The sequence below is a fragment of the Streptomyces sp. HUAS MS02 genome (genome assembly GCF_055702265.1).
The window spans coordinates 7336302-7354049 of sequence record NZ_CM146747.1 but is presented as its reverse complement, the minus strand read 5'-3'; the positions used below and the strand labels follow the sequence as shown (position 1 = coordinate 7354049).

The 17748-nt window shown below is 73.1% G+C and carries 17 protein-coding genes; 6 read left to right on the top strand and 11 right to left on the bottom strand.

What is annotated here, in order from left to right; genetic code table 11:
- Window positions 1–101 precede the first annotated feature (101 nt).
- Window positions 102–830, bottom strand: coding sequence for a VIT1/CCC1 transporter family protein (locus ACZ9QC_RS31620; RefSeq protein WP_472916218.1), 729 nt, complete (start codon window positions 828–830; stop codon window positions 102–104).
- 277 nt (window positions 831–1107) lie between these two features.
- Here ACZ9QC_RS31620 and ACZ9QC_RS31615 point away from each other — a divergent pair, with 277 nt between their 5' ends.
- Genes ACZ9QC_RS31615 through ACZ9QC_RS31590 form a run of 6 tightly spaced genes read left to right on the top strand, consistent with a single transcriptional unit; the run spans window position 1108 to window position 8515 of the window.
- Window positions 1108–2214: an ADP-ribosylglycohydrolase family protein gene (locus tag ACZ9QC_RS31615; RefSeq protein ID WP_472916217.1), complete on the top strand. Its 1107-nt coding sequence runs from the start codon at window positions 1108–1110 to the stop codon at window positions 2212–2214.
- The gene (locus ACZ9QC_RS31610) at window positions 2211–3758 is read left to right on the top strand and encodes an ADP-ribosylglycohydrolase family protein (RefSeq protein ID WP_472916216.1); all 1548 of its coding nucleotides are present in this window, start codon (window positions 2211–2213) and stop codon (window positions 3756–3758) included. The genes ACZ9QC_RS31615 and ACZ9QC_RS31610 overlap by 4 nt, the downstream gene beginning before the upstream one ends.
- Entirely contained in the window at window positions 3755–4951 is a 1197-nt protein-coding gene (locus ACZ9QC_RS31605; RefSeq protein WP_472916215.1) for an ADP-ribosylglycohydrolase family protein, read from the top strand. The genes ACZ9QC_RS31610 and ACZ9QC_RS31605 overlap by 4 nt, the downstream gene beginning before the upstream one ends.
- Complete coding sequence (locus tag ACZ9QC_RS31600; protein WP_472916214.1) at window positions 4948–6450, top strand: ADP-ribosylglycohydrolase family protein; 1503 nt, start codon at window positions 4948–4950, stop codon at window positions 6448–6450. Before ACZ9QC_RS31605 ends, ACZ9QC_RS31600 begins: the two co-directional genes overlap by 4 nt.
- A complete protein-coding gene (locus ACZ9QC_RS31595; protein WP_472916213.1) occupies window positions 6447–7664 on the top strand; it encodes a CaiB/BaiF CoA transferase family protein in 1218 nt (405 codons plus the stop codon). Before ACZ9QC_RS31600 ends, ACZ9QC_RS31595 begins: the two co-directional genes overlap by 4 nt.
- A complete protein-coding gene (locus ACZ9QC_RS31590; RefSeq protein WP_472916212.1) occupies window positions 7661–8515 on the top strand; it encodes an HpcH/HpaI aldolase/citrate lyase family protein in 855 nt (284 codons plus the stop codon). Before ACZ9QC_RS31595 ends, ACZ9QC_RS31590 begins: the two co-directional genes overlap by 4 nt.
- A gap of 291 nt (window positions 8516–8806) precedes the next feature.
- On the opposite strand, the gene lgt is transcribed toward ACZ9QC_RS31590, so the two are convergent.
- From lgt to ACZ9QC_RS31540, 10 genes are all read right to left on the bottom strand, one after another.
- Complete coding sequence (lgt, locus tag ACZ9QC_RS31585; protein WP_472916211.1) at window positions 8807–9808, bottom strand: prolipoprotein diacylglyceryl transferase; 1002 nt, start codon at window positions 9806–9808, stop codon at window positions 8807–8809.
- Window positions 9809–9945: 137 nt separating this feature from the next.
- A complete protein-coding gene (locus tag ACZ9QC_RS31580; protein WP_472916210.1) occupies window positions 9946–10722 on the bottom strand; it encodes a thioredoxin domain-containing protein in 777 nt (258 codons plus the stop codon).
- A 163-nt stretch (window positions 10723–10885) separates the two neighbouring features.
- Window positions 10886–11704: a tryptophan synthase subunit alpha gene (gene trpA, locus ACZ9QC_RS31575; protein ID WP_184895291.1), complete on the bottom strand. Its 819-nt coding sequence runs from the start codon at window positions 11702–11704 to the stop codon at window positions 10886–10888.
- Window positions 11701–12990 carry a tryptophan synthase subunit beta gene (trpB, locus tag ACZ9QC_RS31570; protein ID WP_472916209.1) on the bottom strand — a complete coding sequence of 430 codons (1290 nt, stop codon included), beginning with the start codon at window positions 12988–12990 and terminating at the stop codon, window positions 11701–11703. Before trpB ends, trpA begins: the two co-directional genes overlap by 4 nt.
- A gap of 286 nt (window positions 12991–13276) precedes the next feature.
- Window positions 13277–13453: a tryptophan biosynthesis modulator TrpM gene (trpM, locus tag ACZ9QC_RS31565; protein WP_399103326.1), complete on the bottom strand. Its 177-nt coding sequence runs from the start codon at window positions 13451–13453 to the stop codon at window positions 13277–13279.
- 151 nt (window positions 13454–13604) lie between these two features.
- A complete protein-coding gene (trpC, locus tag ACZ9QC_RS31560) occupies window positions 13605–14414 on the bottom strand; it encodes an indole-3-glycerol phosphate synthase TrpC (protein ID WP_184895289.1) in 810 nt (269 codons plus the stop codon).
- A 189-nt stretch (window positions 14415–14603) separates the two neighbouring features.
- A complete protein-coding gene (locus tag ACZ9QC_RS31555; protein WP_472916208.1) occupies window positions 14604–15047 on the bottom strand; it encodes a DUF2752 domain-containing protein in 444 nt (147 codons plus the stop codon).
- 76 nt (window positions 15048–15123) lie between these two features.
- A complete protein-coding gene (locus tag ACZ9QC_RS31550) occupies window positions 15124–15396 on the bottom strand; it encodes an HGxxPAAW family protein (protein WP_472916207.1) in 273 nt (90 codons plus the stop codon).
- Window positions 15397–15560: 164 nt separating this feature from the next.
- Window positions 15561–16205, bottom strand: a complete 645-nt coding sequence (locus ACZ9QC_RS31545; RefSeq protein ID WP_472916206.1) for a TIGR02234 family membrane protein — start codon at window positions 16203–16205, stop codon at window positions 15561–15563.
- 52 nt (window positions 16206–16257) lie between these two features.
- Entirely contained in the window at window positions 16258–17745 is a 1488-nt protein-coding gene (locus ACZ9QC_RS31540) for an anthranilate synthase component I (protein WP_472916205.1), read from the bottom strand.
- Window positions 17746–17748 lie beyond the last annotated feature (3 nt).

Genomic DNA, 17748 nt, shown 5'->3' with positions numbered 1-17748 from the left:
TTGCCCGCGGCGCTTACGGCTCATGCCCAGCGGTTAAGCATTCGAAACCGCGTGGTAACGACTACTTATGCGGTCCCGCGCATACGTAGCCAGCTGATCCATCATACGGCCGCCCCGAACAGAGTGCCCAGGGCGTATGTCACACCCGCCGCGGCACCCCCGAGGGCCAGCTGCCGCAGCCCGCTGAACCACCAGGTTCTGGCCGTCACCCTGGCCACCACCGCACCGCACCCGAAGAGCCCGACGAGCGCCACCAGCACGGCGGGCCACAGCGCGTCCGCCCCGAACAGATAGGGCAGCACGGGCAGCAGGGCACCCACCGCGAAGGCGCCGAAACTCGACACGGCGGCCACGACGGGCGAGGGCAGATCGCCGGGATCGACACCCAGCTCCTCGCGCGCGTGGATCTCCAGCGCCTGCTCGGGATCGTGCGACAGCTGCCGCGCGACCTCCCGGGCGAGTCCGGCCTCGACGCCCCGGCTCTCGTAGAGCGCGGCGAGCTCCTTCTCCTCGTCCTCGGGATGCTTGCGCAACTCCCGCCGCTCGACGTCGAGTTCGGCCTGGACGAGTTCCCGCTGCGAGGCCACGGAGGTGTACTCGCCCGCGGCCATGGAGAAGGCCCCGGCGGCGAGCCCCGCGAGCCCCGCGACGACGACCGCCTCCCGCCCGGCCGTTCCGCCGGCGACACCGGTCATCAGCGCCAGGTTGGACACGAGCCCGTCCATCGCCCCGAACACGGCGGGCCGCAGCCAGCCTCCGTTCACGTCCCGATGGGTGTGGTTGTCCCGGTGCGCCTCGTGCAACGCGGCCTCGGTGTCGATGATCGCCACGATCAAGCCCCTTTCGTCACGTCGAACGTACGCTCGGAAAATCGCTTCTGCCAGCAAGGAAGGCCGTACTTACCTGGGTCGACGGCTGTTCGAGAAACGGCTGCCGCTCATTCGTACATGACGCTGCACAGATGTCGACCGGGTGATACCCGGGCGTTCCGCGCGCCGCCGAGGCACCCGGTGTGGGAGAGATCTTCCCAGCGAAAGCTGGCAAATCTTCAGAGCGGATCAACTGCCCACCGGGCCGGACCAGCCCACGGGCCAGAGAGGCGACCGTATGCCTTCCATCGCCTGCATTCCCTCGGTCCCGGCGCCCGGGGACGCCGCCGACCTCCGCGAGCGGGCACGGGGGGCCATGCTCGGGCTCGCCGTCGGGGACGCGCTGGGGGCGCCCGCCGAGAACATGAAACCCTCCGAGATCCGCGCGCGCTGGGGGCGCATCACCGGGTACGTGGCCGAGCGCCCCTCGGGGACCGACGACACCGAGTACGCCATCTTCTCCGGACTGCTGCTCGCCCGGCACGGCTCGGCGCTCACCGTCACCCATGTGGAGACGGCCTGGCACCAGTGGATCGCGGACCGGGACGAGGGCCCGTTCCGCGGCGCGGGCTTCAGCGAACGCGGCACCTTGGAGAACCTCCGCCGGGGTCTGGCCGCGCCGATCTCCGCCCAGCACCGGCACGCCTGGAGCGACGGCCTGGCCATGCGCGCGGCCCCCTTCGGCGTCTTCGCGGCGGGCCGCCCGGCGGAGGCCGCCCGGCTGGTCGCCATCGACGGCTCGGTCAGTCACGACGGAGAGGGCATCTACGGCGGCCAGGCGGTCGCGGCGGGCGTGGCGGCGGCCATGGCGGGCGCACCCACGATCTCCGTCGTGGCCTCCGCGCTCGCCGTGATCCCCGACGACTCCTGGACGGCGCGCTCCCTGCGCCGGGCGGTCGCGGTCGCCCACCGGGGCGAACGCGCGGTCCGCTCCGCCGTCGTCATCGGCGGCTACCCCTGGACCGACCTCGCCCCCGAGGCCGTCGCCCTCGCCTTCGGCGCCTACGCGGCGGCCGACGGCGACTTCACCGAGTCGGTGCTGACCGCGGTGAACATGGGCCGCGACGCCGACACGACCGCGGCGGTCGCCGGCGCGCTGGGCGGAGCGACCCGGGGGGCGTCGTCGATCCCGGCCGACTGGACCGCCGCGATCGGCCCGGCGAGAGGCAGCTGCCTGCCCTCCATGGCCGGCCACCACGTCCTGGACGTGGCCGAACTCCTGGTCCCGACCGAGGGCGGCAAATGGGCCACGGGCACGGCCCTCTTCCCCCACGGCGACCGTCCCCTCCCGCCCCCGACCACCTTCACCCTCGCCCCGGCCGACCCGACGGAGACCCCCACATGACCCCACCGACCCCGTGGGACGACACGACGCCCACAGCACCCTCCGCGCCGTACGAGAAGCCGCCCCACGGAACACCGCCCGCACCGCACGACGGGCCGAGGGGCACGGCGGATACGGCGGATACGGCGGATACGGCGGATACGGCGAACAGAGCAGACACGGCGGGCATCAGCGAGCCGCAGGGCATGGCGAAGCCGACCGCAACGGCGACCGAACCTCTCGCCCCCGAGTTGTTCGAACCCGCACACCCGGCCCCGGCGAAGCCGACCGCGCACGGAGCCGCGGCCGCCGACGGTGGGGGCGCCCCCCTGGGGCCACCCGCGCTCGACGACGAAACCCGCACGGGCGGTGCGGCTGGGAAGAACGAAGCGGCCGAAGGCGAAGCCGAGGCCGGCAGGCCCCGCCCCCCGAAGGGCACCCGCATCGAGGGCCTCCTCCTCGGCCTCGCGGCGGGCGACGCCGCCGGCTGGCCCGCCGCCCGCCACCGCGCCGCCCGCATGCCGGAATGGACCCGCCGCCTCACCCGCGAACTGGACACCTTCGCCGAGCAGAACGCCACCACCACCCTCCCCGTCCCCATCGCCCTCAACCAGCCCCCCGAGCCCCTCCGCCTCGGCCCCTCCGACGACGCGGAGTGGGCGGCCTTCGCCGCCGAGGCCCTCCTCCGCGCCGGCGACGCCGCCGCACTCGGCGACCTCAGCCTGGAACGCCGCACCCGCGCCTCCATCGACCTCTCCTGGAACGCCGTGGCCAGCGAGATCGCCGCCGCCGCCGAACGCGCCCCCGAGGTCGAGTCCGCCGTACTCCCCCTGCGCGCCCGTATCTCCGTACGCGCCGGCCTCGGCAACCTCGCCACCGGCCTGCGCCCACCCGCCACCGGTCACGACAACCCCCACTACTTCGACGACGCGGCCTGTGTCCGCGCCTGCGTCCTGGCGGTGGCCCACCCGGGCGACCCGCGACGCGCAGCCGACCTGGCCGAGTTCGACGCCCGCTACACCCAGGACGGCGACGGCGTGCACGGCGCACGAGCGATGGCCGCCGCGCTCGCGCTGGCGCTCACCGGCGCGGACGTCGACGACTGCGCGGCCGCGGCCCTGGCCGAACTCCCCGCCGGGACGGAGATCGGCCGCAACGCACGCCACGCCCTCAACCTCGCCCACCGCCACAGAAAAGAAGGAACATTCGCTTTGATCCCCCTCCTGGAGCACCAGATCGTCGACCACGTGTACAGCTACGGCATCGCCGCCGCCGAGACCGTCCCCGTGGCCCTCGCCCTGGCCACCGCCGCGCGCGGCCGGATCGCCGAGGCCGTCCCCGCCGCCGCCTGCCTCTCCCGTGTCGCCGACTCCGCCCCGGCCCTGGCCGGCGCCCTGACCGGCGCGCTCGGCGGTGGCAGCGCCGTCCCCGACACCTGGCGGGACGCCTGCCGCACCCTCTCCGGCTGCGCCCTCCCCCGCCTCACCGGCACCGACCTCGTCCACCTCGCCGAACTTCTCGACACAGCGGAACTCCCCACCACCCCCGGCGTTAGCCGGTCATGACGCCCGCATCGCGACCCGCACCCGTCCCGGCCCCCGCCCCGGCAGCCGTCCCGGACGCCACCCTCGACGAACGCATCACCGGCGCCCTGGTCGGCGCCGCCGTGGGCGACGCCCTCGGCGGCCCGGTGGAGGGCTACACCCCGGAGCAGATCCTCGAACGCCACGGCGGCCGCGTGCACGGCGTCGTCGGCCCCTGGAACGGCGACGACTGGCGCACCGCCCGCCCCATCGCCCCGTACCACAAGGGCGACGGCCACGTCACCGACGACACCTTGATGACGCACGCGCTCGTCCGGGTGTACGACCGCGTACGCGACCACCTCGACGCGTACGCCGTCGCCGAGCACCTGGTGCCGGACATGATGACGACCCCGCGCTGGATCCCCGAGCTGGAGGCCGAGGCCCTCCCCCTCCAGCGGGTCTTCCTCGCCGAGAAGTGGCTCGTGGCCCGGATCCACTACGGCCACATCGACCCCCGCGAGGCCGGCGCCGGCAACATCGTCAACTGCGGCGCCGCGATGTACATGGCCCCCGTCGGCCTGGTCAATGCGGCCGATCCGCCCGGCGCGTACGCCGAGGCACTCGACGTCGCGGGCGCCCACCAGTCGTCGTACGGCAGGGAGGCCGCGGGCGTGTTCGCGGCGGCCGTCGCCGCGGCGTGCACGCCGGGCGCGACAGCGGAGTCGGTGGTCGAGGCCTGCCTCGCCCTGGCGAAGGACGGCACCCGCGCGGCGATCGAGTCGGTGTGCGAAGTGGCCCGCCGACACACGGACTTCGAGTCGGCGCTACGGCCGCTCCGCGAGGCGGTCGCCCCGTTCGACACGGTAGGCCCCGACTACCGCGCCCCCTCCCTCGGCGCCCGCCGCCCGTCCCGGCTCCACGCGATCGAGGAGCTCCCCATCGCGCTCGGCATGTTGCTCGTGGCCCGCGGCGACTACCGGCACGCGGTGCTGGGTTCGGTGAACTACGGCCGCGACTGCGACTCCATCGCGACGATGTCCGGCGCCCTCGCCGGCGCGCTGGGTTCGGACGTCCCGCCCGACTGGGCCAAGACGGTGGCGGAGGCCAGCCGGCTCGACCTGCACGCCCCCGCCCGGACGTTGACGGACGTCGCACTCCAGATCCACGGCCAGGACGTCCGCCGCCGCCGCGCCCACGAGTCGGCCTTCACCGCGCTGGCCCCCGTCCGGTGACCCCCCTGCGTCTCACCTGGGTCCAGCCCGAGGACCTCCTCGGCCACGAACTCCACCAGGCCCGCCAGGACGGCCGCGAGCCCTCGGCCGTCGCCGCGCGCTGGCGGGCGGCGGGCGGCCCCCCGGCCCCGCTGCGTGCCGGCGCCTCCCCCGACCCGGCCTCCCGCTACCTCCGCCAGCTCGCCGAGGACCTGCTGGACGAACTGGCGGACCTGCCCAGCGGGTTGGCGGAACACGAGCCGACGGACCTGGACAGGATCAAGGCCCTGTGCCCCAACTGGCCCGCCCCGCCTGCTCAGTCTGCCCCGCCCGCCCCGCCTGCGGGCAACCGTGCCGCTGGGGCGATGGAGATCCCCCCGGTCGAGCGAAGCCGAGAGTGGGGGAGGGTGGGCGCAGGCGGCACCTCGCCACCGCCGAGCAGCGGCACCCTCCCCACCCCCGCCACGTACGCACGACGGGTCGAAGCGGCCTGGCTGGGCCGAGCAGCAGGCTGCCTCCTGGGCAAACCCGTCGAGAAGCTCCCCCTCACAGCCATCCGTCAACTCGCCACCGCCACCGGCAACTGGCCCCTCACCACCTGGTTCACCGCCCGAGGCGTCCCCCCGGAACTCCTGGCCGCCCACCCCTGGAACCGCCGCTCGGCCCCCACCTCCCTCGCCGAGAACATCGACGGCATGCCCGAGGACGACGACCTCAACTACCCCCTCCTCAACCTCCTCCTCCTGGCCCGCCACGGCCGGGACTTCACCACCGCCGACGTGGCCACCCTCTGGCTGGACGAACTCCCCGCGGGCCGCACCTTCACCGCCGAACGCGTCGCCTACCGCAACCTCCTCTGCGGCATCGACCCACCCCGCACCGCCCGCCACCGCAACCCGTTCCGCGAGTGGATCGGCGCCCTGATCCGCGCCGACGTCCACGGCTGGACCAACCCCGGCGACCCTGCCGCCGCGGCCGAACAGGCCCACCGGGACGCCACCCTCACCCACACCGCCAACGGCGTCTACGCGGCCATGTTCGTCGCGGCCACCATCGCCGATGCGGCCACCGGCACCCATGACGTCCACCAGTGCCTGCGCACCGGCCTGACGGTCGTCCCCCCGCATTCCCGCCTCGCGAAGGCGATCGACCACGCTCTCCGGCTGACCACGGAATTCCGGGACTTCGACAGGATCGTGGACGAACTCCACGCCACCTACGCCGACCACCACTGGGTCCACGCCGTCCCCAACACCGCCCTGCTCACCGCCGCCCTCACCCACGCGGACGGTGACTACACGGCCTCCATCTGCCGCGCCGTGTCCGGTGGTTGGGACACCGACTCCAACGGGGCCACGGCGGGCAGCATCGCGGGGCTCCTGACCGGCTCCCCGGACGCGCTCCCCGACCGCTGGACGGCCCCCCTCAAGAACCGCCTGGCCACCTCGATCGCCGACTTCAACGGCATCGGCTTCGACACCCTGGCCCACCTCACCCTCCGGGAGACCCCCCACCCATGACCCAGGCGCCACCCCCACCGCAGGCGGACGCCCCTCCGCTCAGCCACCTCCGCGTCCTCGACCTCGCCACGCTCTTCGCCGGCCCTCTCGCCGCCACGATGCTCGGTGACTTCGGCGCGGAGGTCATCAAGGTCGAGCACCCCACGAAACCGGACCCGTCCCGGGGCCACGGCCCGTCCAAGGACGGCGTGGGCCTGTGGTGGAAACTGCTGGGCCGCAACAAGCGCACCCTGACGCTGAACCTCTCCACCCCCGGCGGCCGGGACACCCTCCTGCGGCTCGCCGCCACCGCCGACGTGATCATCGAGAACTTCCGCCCCGGCACCCTGGAGAAATGGGGTCTGGGCTGGGAAGAGCTGTCGGCGGCGAACCCCGGTCTGGTCCTCGCCCGGGTCACCGGCTTCGGCCAGTTCGGCCCGTACGCGCACCGCCCCGGCTTCGGCACGCTCGCCGAGGCGATGAGCGGATTCGCCGCGATCACCGGCGAACCCGACGCCCCGCCGGTCCTGCCGCCCTTCGGTCTCGCCGACTCCATCGCGGGCCTCGCGACGGCGTACGCGGTGATGACCGCGCTCGCCGCGCGTGACCGCACCGGACAAGGGCAGACGGTCGACATGGCGATCATCGAGCCGATCCTCACCGTTCTCGGGCCCCAGCCCCTCTGGTACGACCAGCTGGGCCACGTCCAGCCCCGTACGGGCAACCGCTCCGCGAACAACGCGCCCCGCAACACCTACCGCACGGCGGACGGTTCCTGGGTGGCCGTGTCCACCTCGGCCCAGTCGATCGCGGAACGCGTGATGCGTCTGGTCGGACGGCCCGAGCTGATCGACGAGCCCTGGTTCGGTTCAGGCGCGGAGCGGGCCCGGCACGCGGACGTCCTGGACGAGGCGGTCGGCGCGTGGATCGCCCGTCACACCCGGGAGGAGGTCATCGAGGCGTTCGAGAAGGCGGAGGCCGCGGTGGCCCCCATCCAGGACGTACGGGAGGTGATGACCGACCCCCAGTACCGCGCCCTGGACACGATCACCACCGTCGACGACCCCGACCTCGGGCCCCTGCGCATGCAGAACGTCCTCTTCCGCCTCTCCACCACCCCCGGCGCGATCCGCTGGGCGGGCCGCGCGCACGGCGCCGACACGGACTCGATCCTGACCGAACTGGGCCTGTCCGCACCGGAGATCGCGGCCCTGCGCCAGGAGGGCGCCCTGTGACCCCGCCGTCGCCGACGCACTTCCCCCTGACCTGGCTGTACGTCCCCGGCGACCGCCCGGAGGTGGTCACCAAGGCACTGGCCTCCGGCGCGGACGTGGTCATCGTGGACCTGGAGGACGCGGTGGCCCCCGACCGCAAGGCCTACGCCCGCGCGGCCACCGCCGAACTCCTCTCCGCGCCGCCGCCCGTACCGGTCCACGTCCGCGTCAACGCACTGGCCACCTCGGACGCCGGAAAGGATCTCGAAGCCCTCGCCCCGCTCCCCGGCCTGACAGCCCTCCGCCTCCCGAAGATCACGTCCCCCGACGAGGTGGCGAGCGTCGCGGAGCGGATCGCGCCGGCGGAAGGAGGAGCGATCCCCGTGTACGCCCTCCTCGAATCGGCGCTGGGGGTGGAGCGGGCGTACGACATCGCCACCGCCCACCCCGCCCTCCGGGGCATCGCCCTCGGCGAGGCCGATCTCCGCGCGGACCTCGCCGTCAGCGACGACCGGGCCCTCGACTGGCCGCGCTCCCGGGTGATCCTCGCCGCCCGGGCCGCCGGCCTTCCGTCGCCGGCCCAGTCGATCTATCCGGACACGAAAGACCTGGAGGGCCTGGCGGCCACCTCCGCCCATGGCCGCGCGCTCGGTTTCCTGGGCCGCGCCGCCATCCATCCCCGTCAGCTCCAGGTGATCGAACGGGCCTACACCCCGACGGCCCAGGAGGTGGAGTCGGCCGAGCGGACCTTGAGGGCGGCGACCACCATGGCCGGGGCGCAGGCCCTCCCCGACGGCCACTTCATCGATCCGGCCGTGGTCGCCGCGGCCCGGCGAACCCTGACCCTGGCCGACCGCCCCACCCAGCTTTGATCCGCCCCCGCCGCCCCTACTCGTTCCCATCCCCAGGGGCTGCGCCCCTTCGCCCCCCGGACGTCCGCCCGGTGGGGGCTGGTCGCGTAGTTCCCCGCGCCCCTGAGACGGGGCTGCGCCCCGGCCTTTTTCAGGCCCGCAGGGCCTGAATCCTTCAGGGGCGCGGGGAACTGCGCGACCGGCCCCACACACCCGCACCCGACAACGGACCCCAGTCCCCCGAACCAAGAACCCACCCGCCCCCGAAGGGACAGGTGGGTAGGCACCACATCATCCGAACCGACCGTCGCGTCAGCCCTTCTTCACCGACTCGGGCTCCTTCTTCCCGCCCCCACCGCCGGAGGCCTCCGCATCACCCTCGGCCTTGGCCTCAGGCTCCCCCGGCTTCGACTTCGAGTCCGACTCCGACTCCGGCTTCGAGTCCGACTCCGAGTCCTCGGCCGACGCGGCAGCGCCCTCGTCCCCGTCACCGTCGGAGACACCCGGCTCGACGATCTCCTCACGCCCCGGCCGCTTCCGGGCCGACAGGACGATGTAGATCACGGCGAGGACGAAGACGAACAGCGCGGTCCAGTTGTTGAGGCGCAGTCCGAGGATGTGGTGGGCCTCGTCGACCCGCATGTACTCGATCCAGAACCGCCCCGCGCAGTACGCGGCGACGTACAGCGCGAACGCCCGCCCGTGCCCGAGCTTGAACCGGCGGTCCGCCCAGATGACGAGCAGCGCGACACCGATGCACCACAGCGACTCGTAGAGGAAGGTCGGGTGGTACGTACCCGGCAGCCGACCGTCCGTGGAGGACGTGATCTCCACGGCCCACGGCAGATCCGTCGACTTGCCGTACAACTCCTGGTTGAACCAGTTGCCCCAACGTCCGATCGCCTGGGCGAGGGCGATACCGGGCGCGACGGCGTCGGCGTACGCGGGCAGCGGGATGCCCCGCCGCCGGCAGCCGATCCACGCGCCCACCGCGCCGAGGGCGATCGCGCCCCAGATGCCGAGGCCGCCCTCCCAGACCTTGAAGGCGTCCACCCAGTCACGGCCCTCGCTGAAGTACAGCTCGTAGTCCGTGATCACGTGGTAGAGCCGTCCGCCGATCAGGCCGAAGGGCACGGCCCAGACGGCGATGTCGGCGACCGTTCCGGCCCGTCCGCCCCGCGCGACCCAGCGTTTGTTGCCGAGCCAGACGGCTACGAAGACACCGATGATGATGCAGAAGGCGTAGCCGCGCAGCGGGACGGGACCGAGGTACAGGACCCCGCGCGACGGGCTGGGAATGTAGGCAAGTTCCATGGCAGGGTCGACGCTACCCTGCCGGGCCCGGCCGACGTCGGGCGCCCCGGCAACGGGTCCATAACGCTGCACCCCTGGCTCCTTGACGCCCCACGGCCCCCAGCGGGCCCTCGGCTCACTCCCGAGTCACCCCTGACTCACCCCGCGGCCTTCGCCTCCACCATCTGCTTCAGCTTGGCGGGGGTCATGGACTGGTCCGCGTAGATGTTGGTGCCGTTGAGGAAGACGCTCGGTGTGCCGGAGAAGCCGCCCTTCTGGAAGGCCTCGTTCGACTTCGCGACCCAGCTGTTGTGCTTGCCGTCCTCGACGCAGGTGCGGAAGGCGGCGGTGTCCAGGCCGTCCACCTTCTTCGCCAGATCGAGGAGCCTGGTCTCGCTCGCGAAGGCGTCGTCCGTCTCGGGCGGCTGGTTCTCGAAGAGCACGTCGTGGTACGCGGGGAACTTGCTTTCGTTCTGCGCGCACGCCGCGGCGTTGGCGGCCGTGCGGGAGCCGCTGCCGCCCATGTTGCCGTCGATCAGGGTGGCGAGGTGGTACTCGACCTTCAGCTTCCCGGCCTCGGTCAGCTCGTGGATCGTCGAGCGATAGGCGTCCTCGAAGGATTTGCAGGCCGGGCAGCGGAAGTCCTCCCACACGGAGAGGGTCGACGCGGCACCCGCGTCCCCGACGGGGATCGCGAGGCTGTCCTCGCCGTTCGCCCCCGAGGGTGCGACGACCGGGCCCGAGGCGCCGGCCTCGTCGTCCTGGCCCGCGTTCGCCGCCACGACGCCGATCCCGGCGGCCAGCCCCAGCACGCACACCACGGAGGCACCCACGATCAGCACCCGACGGCGCTTCTCGGCGGCCTTCTGCTTCTCGCGCTCCTCCGCCAGCCGTTCACGGGCGGTGCGCTTTCCCTCACGGTTCTTCTCGCTCACAACCCGCAGAACGAACCGGGGAGGCGCTCAGCGCCTCCCCGGTCCCACTTCCACCCGTTCGAGTGAGCGGATTGCCCGTTACGTCCAGCGATCCCCGTACGACAAACGGGTGAACGTCACGAGCGCCTCCCGCGCCGGATCACACGCCCGGCAGTCCGGCCGCTCACGCGCCCCGACGTACGCCCTTCGCGAGGTCGCCCGCCAGTTCCCGGACGGCGTCCAGGCCGGCCGCCTCGTCGGGCGCGTCCAGCATCCGCTTCACGAACGCGGAGCCGACGATCACCCCGTCGGCGAACCCGGCGACCTCGGCGGCCTGTTCGGCGTTGGAGACGCCGAGACCGACGCAGACCGGCAGGCCGGAGCCCGTGGCCCGGGTGCGTTCCACGAGGTCCTGGGCCTGCGCGCCCACCGACTCGCGGGTGCCCGTGACGCCCATCAGCGAGGCCGCGTAGACGAAGCCGCTGCCCGCCGCGGTGATCTCGGCGAGCCGGGCGTCCTTGCTGCTGGGCGCGACCACGAAGACCGTGCCGAGCCCGTGCTTCTCCGCGTGCTCCCTCCACAGCGCCGACTCCTGGACGGGCAGGTCGGGCAGGATGCAGCCCGCGCCGCCCGCCTCCGCGAGCTCGGCCGTGAAGCGCTCGACGCCGTAGCGGTCGATGGGGTTCCAGTACGTCATGACCAGCACCGGCTTCCCGGTGGCCTCGTGCGCCTCCCGCACCGTGCGCATCACGTCGGCGATCTTGACGCCGCCCCGCAGGGCGATGTCGTCGGCGGTCTGGATGACGGGGCCGTCGAGGACCGGGTCGCTGTGCGGCAGCCCGACCTCGACGACGTCGGCGCCGCCCTCGAAGACGGCCTTGATCGCGGCGATACCGCCGTCGACGGTCGGGAACCCGGCCGGCAGATAGGCGATGAGCGCCGAGCGCCCCTCCGCCTTGGCTGCGGCGAGGGTGTCACTCAACAGCTGGATGTTCCCGCTCACTTGGCGTCCCCCTCGATCTCGGCGAGATCGGCCGCGTCGGCGGCGACCTCGGCGTCGGCACCGCTGTCGTACAGGCCGAAGTAACGCGCGGCCGTGTCCATGTCCTTGTCGCCGCGCCCGGACAGGTTCACGACGATCAGCCCGTCCGTGCCCAGCTCCCTGCCGACCTCCAGGGCCCCGGCGAGCGCGTGGGCGCTCTCGATCGCCGGGATGATGCCCTCGGTGCGCGACAGCAGACGCAGCGCCTGCATGGCGGCGTCGTCCGTGACGGCGCGGTACTCGCCGCGGCCGCTGTCCTTGAGGTAGGCGTGCTCGGGGCCGATGCCCGGGTAGTCGAGGCCGGCCGAGATCGAGTACGGCTCGGTGATCTGGCCCTCCTCGTCCTGGAGGACGTACGAGCGCGAGCCGTGCAGGATGCCAGGCTCACCCGCGGTCAGCGTGGCCGCGTGCTCGCCGGTCTCCACGCCGTGCCCGGCCGGCTCACAGCCGATGAGGCGGACGCCGGCGTCCGGGATGAAGGCGTGGAAGAGGCCGATGGCGTTGGAGCCGCCGCCCACGCAGGCGACGGCGGCGTCGGGCAGCCGTCCCGCGCGTTCGAGGATCTGCCGCCTGGCCTCGACGCCGATGACCCGGTGGAAGTCGCGGACCATGGCGGGGAAGGGGTGGGGGCCGGCCACGGTGCCGAACAGGTAGTGGGTGCGGTCGACGTTGGCGACCCAGTCCCGGAACGCCTCGTTGATGGCGTCCTTGAGGGTCCGGGAGCCGGACTTCACGGCGACGACCTCGGCGCCGAGCATCCGCATCCGGGCGACGTTCAGGGCTTGGCGCCGGGTGTCGATCTCACCCATGTAGATGGTGCAGTCGAGGCCGAAGAGCGCGCAGGCCGTGGCGGTGGCGACGCCGTGCTGGCCCGCTCCCGTCTCGGCGATGACCCGGGTCTTGCCCATGCGCTTGGTGAGCAGGGCCTGCCCGAGCACGTTGTTGATCTTGTGGGACCCGGTGTGGTTCAGGTCCTCGCGCTTGAGGAAGACCCGCGCGCCGCCGGCGTGCTCGGCGAACCGGGGCACCTCGGTGAGCGAGCTGGGCCGCCCGGTGTAGTGCACGAGCAGGTCGTCGAGCTCGCGCGCGAACTCGGGGTCGTGCTTGGCCTTGTCGTACTCCACGGCGACCTCGTCCACGGCGGCGACCAGCGCCTCCGGGATGAACTTGCCGCCGAACGCGCCGAAATACCCCTCGGCGCTGGGGACCTGACCCTCGGGGTCGGGAATGAAGAACTCACTGGACATGCGCATACCTCGCAGGGGCGTGGCCCCGTCGTTGGTCGGACTCCGGCTGACAGCGATCACGTACGCGCGCCGCGCACCGGGGCGGGCCCCGGCTGTCGAACTGCCCCGCGGCACCAGGGTCCCCGCGCTCGGCCGGGATCCGGTACTCGCCCGCCACCGCTCCGATGCACCCGCCGAGACGGCGAGCGACCACGACGGCGTTGATCGGCGGTGCCGAACCGACCGTCTCCGCTCCCACCTGCCGCCGAGGACGCGACACCCGGCGTTCAGCGAAGGGAGACGCGGCTCAGCTGCCCGCAGGGCACCGCGTACGTGTCCTGGGCCATCGCATGCCGTTCACCTGACCCGGCTCGTCACCGATGACGTAGCGGACCCGGCGCCCGTGGACGCGACGGGCGGGTGCCCGGCAGCCACGGGGACGGCACCCGCGCGCGAGGCGGGCGTAGGGGTCCCTGGGAGTCATGGTGATCGAGAACATCGGGGCACAGCCTACCGGCCCCGGCTCACCCGTGTGGGTGACCACGACCGGTACGGCGACTCCGCCGCGCCCCGGCGCCCCGGCCGGGACGAATCCCGGCCGGTCGGCGGCGAAGGCGCGGGCGGTCATGGCCGGGTCAGCTCCGGCCGTGCCGCAGCGCCGGGTGCTCGCCCGCGGCCACGAGGTCGGCGACGGCGGTCTTGGGGTCCTTGCCGGTGACGAGGGACTCGCCCACGAGGACCGCGTCGGCGCCGGCGTTGGCGTAGGCGATGAGGTCGTGCGGACCCCGGACGCCGGACTCGGCGATCTTGACGATGGAGTCGGGGATCTCGGGGGCGACCCGCTCGAAGGTGGTGCGGTCGACCTCGAGGGTCTTGAGGTTGCGGGCGTTGACGCCGATCACCCGGGCGCCGGCGTCGACCGCGCGCTCCACCTCGTCCTCGTCGTGGACCTCGACGAGCGGGGTGAGCCCGATGGACTCGGCGCGCTCGATCAGCGACTCCAGCGCCGGCTGGTCGAGGGCCGCGACGATCAGCAGGGCCACGTCGGCGCCGTACGCCCGGGCCTCCCACAGCTGGTAGGAGGTGACGATGAAGTCCTTGCGCAGGACGGGGATGTCCACGCGGGCGCGGACGGCCTCCAGGTCGGCCAGCGAACCGCCGAAGCGGCGCTGCTCCGTGAGGACGGAGATGACGGCCGCGCCGCCCGCCTCGTAGTCGGCGGCCAGACCGGCCGGGTCGGCGATCGCGGCGAGCGCGCCCTTGGAAGGGCTGGAGCGCTTGACCTCGCAGATCACCTTGACGCCGTCGCCGCGCAGCGCGGCCACGCCGTCCTTGGCCGCCGGAGCCTTCGCCGCGCGCTCCTTGAGCTCGTCGAGGCTGACGCGCGCCTGCCGCTCCGCGAGGTCGGCACGGACTCCGTCGATGATCTCGTCGAGCACACTCACGCGAGCGGCCCCCTTTCAGACGGTGAAACGATGGAAACGGCAAAAATCAGTGACAACGTTTGACGGTCATGTATTGACAGTCGAGCGGTTCTCAGTGTTCAGGCAGTTCACTGCGATGGTATCGGGAGGAGGGCGCAGGCCTCGCATCCGGTTGACGCCGGTCCCACTACCTGGACGTTCGCGGGTCGATCAAGGGTGGAGCCAGCCACCGAACGGCAGGTTCCGGACAACCGTGAAGACCAGCGCCAACGCGCCGAGCGACCACGCCTGAACGGTCCCGAACCGCAGGCGCAGCGGTCGTCCGCGCGCCACCTGGACCACCCAGACGGCCCACAGCACCGCGAACCCGAAAAAGCCCGCGACGGCCAGCGCGTTGTCGGTGAGCGCGGTCGCCAGGTCGCCGTGCGCGAAGGCGTGGGCGCTGCGCAGGCCGCCGCAGCCGGGGCAGTACAGGCCGGTGAAGCGCCACAGCGGGCAGACCGGGTAGTGGCCGGGTTCGTTGGGGTCCACAGCCGCGACGTACGCGAAGGCGCTGCCGACGGCCGTGAGCGCTGCGGCGGGCACCCAGAGTCCACGCAGCGCGCGGCCCCGCTGCGGGGTGGTCGGTGCGGTCTCGGCGTTCACACACCGCATTCTGCCCCGCGCGGGCCGTACACGCGCACGAGGGGCGGCCCGGCGGTCGTGCCGCCGGGCCGCCCCTCGTGGGACGTCAGCTCTTGGCCGCGGCCGGCTCGGGGGTGGCCGTGGTGTTGGCGCGTACCGCCGCCGTCTCGTACGCGGCGTGCGCGTCCTTCGGCTGGCCCATGCCCATGGCGCGCATGACCATGCCGACGACGCCGCCGAGGACGACGATGACCATGCCGGCCCAGAATCCCAGCGGCTGGGCCATCACCATGTAGGCGCCCGAGACGCAGAAACCGATGAAGGCGATGGTGACGCCGGTCCAGGCGGCCGGGGTGTGACCGTGGCTGCTGCCCGCCATGACTTGCTCCTCGTTGTTCATTGCGTCGTGCTCGATGCGTGACGCTCGATGCCTGTGCTGAGTCGGACGCTCGCCGTCCATTGTTCCGTACGAGTACGGGTCCCAGGAGCGGGGGTGTCCACTCTCACGTTCCCGACCTCGTCCGGTGCGTGGTCCGTGTCGGCCTACACCGGGTCGGGTCCCGTCGGGTCCTCGCCCCGGTCCAGGGCCTTCCACATGTCCTCGGGGCGGTCGGGGTCGACCGGCCGGGTTCTGCGGGGGCGGGGGGTGCCGTCGCGCTCGTAGCGGCCGGACATCGTGGGCCACAGCCGTCCGTAGCGCAGGGCGAGCAGCCCGGCGAGCAGGATGAGCGCGCCGCCGGCGGCCGCGACGTACGGCCAGCCGGTGTGGCTGAGCGCGTCGACGGTCGCGGCGGTGTCGCCGGAGGCCTCGGCCGCCTTGTCGTCGAGTGCCGAGCTGTCGTACGCGCCGAGCAGCGCGGCGGCGATGGTGCCCGCGCCGGAGAGGGCGAGCAGGACCGCGACCAGGACGCGCCCGGACCGGCGTACGGCGAAGACGGCGACGAGCGCTGCGAGGCCCACGACGGCGAGGGACGCCGGGACGCCGGTGACGTCGCTGCCCCTGGCGGTCAGCGGGAAGGGGCCGCCGGCCACCGTGATGGTGCCCTCCGACCAGCGCTGCCGGGTGGCGAGCAGCACGACGGCCGCGCCGAGGGCGCCGCTGAGCAGTGCCAGGGCGAGACTGCGCCGACCGGAGCGGAGGGAGGCGGGTTCGGATGGGGGGTGCGGTGCTGCGGTCACGTACTCCACTATCGCCTGCGCCCCGGGTGGGCTGTCACCCGGGGTTCACGTGAGAAGCGCCCTATTGTCCGAGTCGGTTGGCCGTGTGCACCGCTCTCAGGACCGCGGCCGCCTTGTTGCGGCATTCGGTGTCCTCGGCGACGGGGTCGGAGTCGGCGACGATGCCGGCGCCGGCCTGGACGTAGGCCGTGCCGTCCCTGAGGAGGGCCGTGCGGATGGCGATGGCGGTGTCGGAGTCCCCGGCGAAGTCGAGGTAGCCGACGCAGCCGCCGTACAGGCCCCGGCGGGACGGCTCCAGTTCGTCGATGATCTGCATGGCGCGCGGCTTGGGGGCGCCGGAGAGGGTGCCGGCGGGGAAGCAGGCGGTGAGGACGTCGAAGGCCGTGCGGCCCGCTGCGACCCGGCCGGTGACGGTGGACACGATGTGCATCACGTGCGAGTACCGCTCGACGGACATGAAGTCGACGACCTCGACCGAGCCCGGTTCGCAGACCCGGCCCAGGTCGTTGCGTCCCAGGTCGACGAGCATCAGGTGCTCGGCGCGCTCCTTGGGGTCGGCGAGCAGTTCGTCGGCGAGGGCCTGGTCCTCCTGCGGGGTGGCGCCCCGGTGCCGGGTGCCGGCGATGGGGTGGACCATGGCCCGTCCGTCCTCGACCTTGACCAGGGCCTCGGGGGAGGAGCCGACGACGTCGAAGCCGTCGAAGCGGAACAGGTACATGTACGGGGAGGGGTTGGTGGCCCTCAGGACCCGGTAGACGTCCAGCGCGCTCGCCGTGCACGGGGTCTCGAAGCGCTGGGAGGGGACGACCTGGAAGGCCTCGCCGGCCCGGATGCGCTCCTTGATGTCCTCGACGGCCTCCTGGAAGTCGGGGCCGCCCCACAACGCGGTGTACTCGGGCAGCTCGGAGGGCGGGAGGGCCGCCGGGGGCTGGGCGACGGGCTTGGCGAGGTCGGCCTCCATGGCGTCGAGGCGGGCGATCGCGTCGGCGTGCGCCTCGTCGACGCCGGTGTCCAGGTCGTTGTGGTTGATGGCGTTGGCGATCAGCAGGACCGAGCCCTCCCAGTGGTCCATGACCGCCAGGTCGCTGGTCAGCAGCATGGTCAGCTCGGGGAGCCGCAGGTCGTCCCGCTCGCCGGGGCCGATCTTCTCCAGGCGGCGGACGATGTCGTAGCCGAGGTAGCCGACCATGCCGCCGGTGAAGGGCGGCATGCCTTCCTGGTGCGGGGTGTGGAGCGCCTCGACGGTGGCGCGCAGCGCGGCGAGGGGGTCGCCGTCGACGGGGACGCCGACGGGCGGGGTGCCGAGCCAGTGGGCCTCGCCGTCGCGGGCGGTGAGGGTGGCGTGGCTGCGGACGCCCACGAAGGAGTAGCGAGACCATTTGAACGCCGTGCGGCCGTTCTCCGCGGACTCCAGCAGGAAGGTGCCGGGGCGCTCGGCGGCGAGCTTGCGGTAGAGCCCGACGGGGGTGTCGCCGTCGGCGAGGAGCTTGCGGCTGACGGGGATGACACGCCGGTCGGTGGCCAGCTTGCGGAACGTCTCGAGGTCCATGGC

Bases quoted from the DNA above. Each gene is read 5' to 3' on its own strand.
- ACZ9QC_RS31605 (WP_472916215.1), top strand. From the start codon at position 3,755: ATGACGCCCGCATCGCGACCCGCACCCGTCCCGGCCCCCGCCCCGGCA.
- lgt (WP_472916211.1), bottom strand. From the start codon at position 9,808: ATGGAACTTGCCTACATTCCCAGCCCGTCGCGCGGGGTCCTGTACCTC.
- trpB (WP_472916209.1), bottom strand. From the start codon at position 12,990: ATGTCCAGTGAGTTCTTCATTCCCGACCCCGAGGGTCAGGTCCCCAGC.
- ACZ9QC_RS31595 (WP_472916213.1), top strand. From the start codon at position 6,447: ATGACCCAGGCGCCACCCCCACCGCAGGCGGACGCCCCTCCGCTCAGC.
- ACZ9QC_RS31540 (WP_472916205.1), bottom strand. From the start codon at position 17,745: ATGGACCTCGAGACGTTCCGCAAGCTGGCCACCGACCGGCGTGTCATC.
- ACZ9QC_RS31610 (WP_472916216.1), top strand. From the start codon at position 2,211: ATGACCCCACCGACCCCGTGGGACGACACGACGCCCACAGCACCCTCC.
- ACZ9QC_RS31550 (WP_472916207.1), bottom strand. From the start codon at position 15,396: ATGGCGGGCAGCAGCCACGGTCACACCCCGGCCGCCTGGACCGGCGTC.
- ACZ9QC_RS31615 (WP_472916217.1), top strand. From the start codon at position 1,108: ATGCCTTCCATCGCCTGCATTCCCTCGGTCCCGGCGCCCGGGGACGCC.
- ACZ9QC_RS31555 (WP_472916208.1), bottom strand. From the start codon at position 15,047: ATGCGGTGTGTGAACGCCGAGACCGCACCGACCACCCCGCAGCGGGGC.
- trpM (WP_399103326.1), bottom strand. From the start codon at position 13,453: ATGACTCCCAGGGACCCCTACGCCCGCCTCGCGCGCGGGTGCCGTCCC.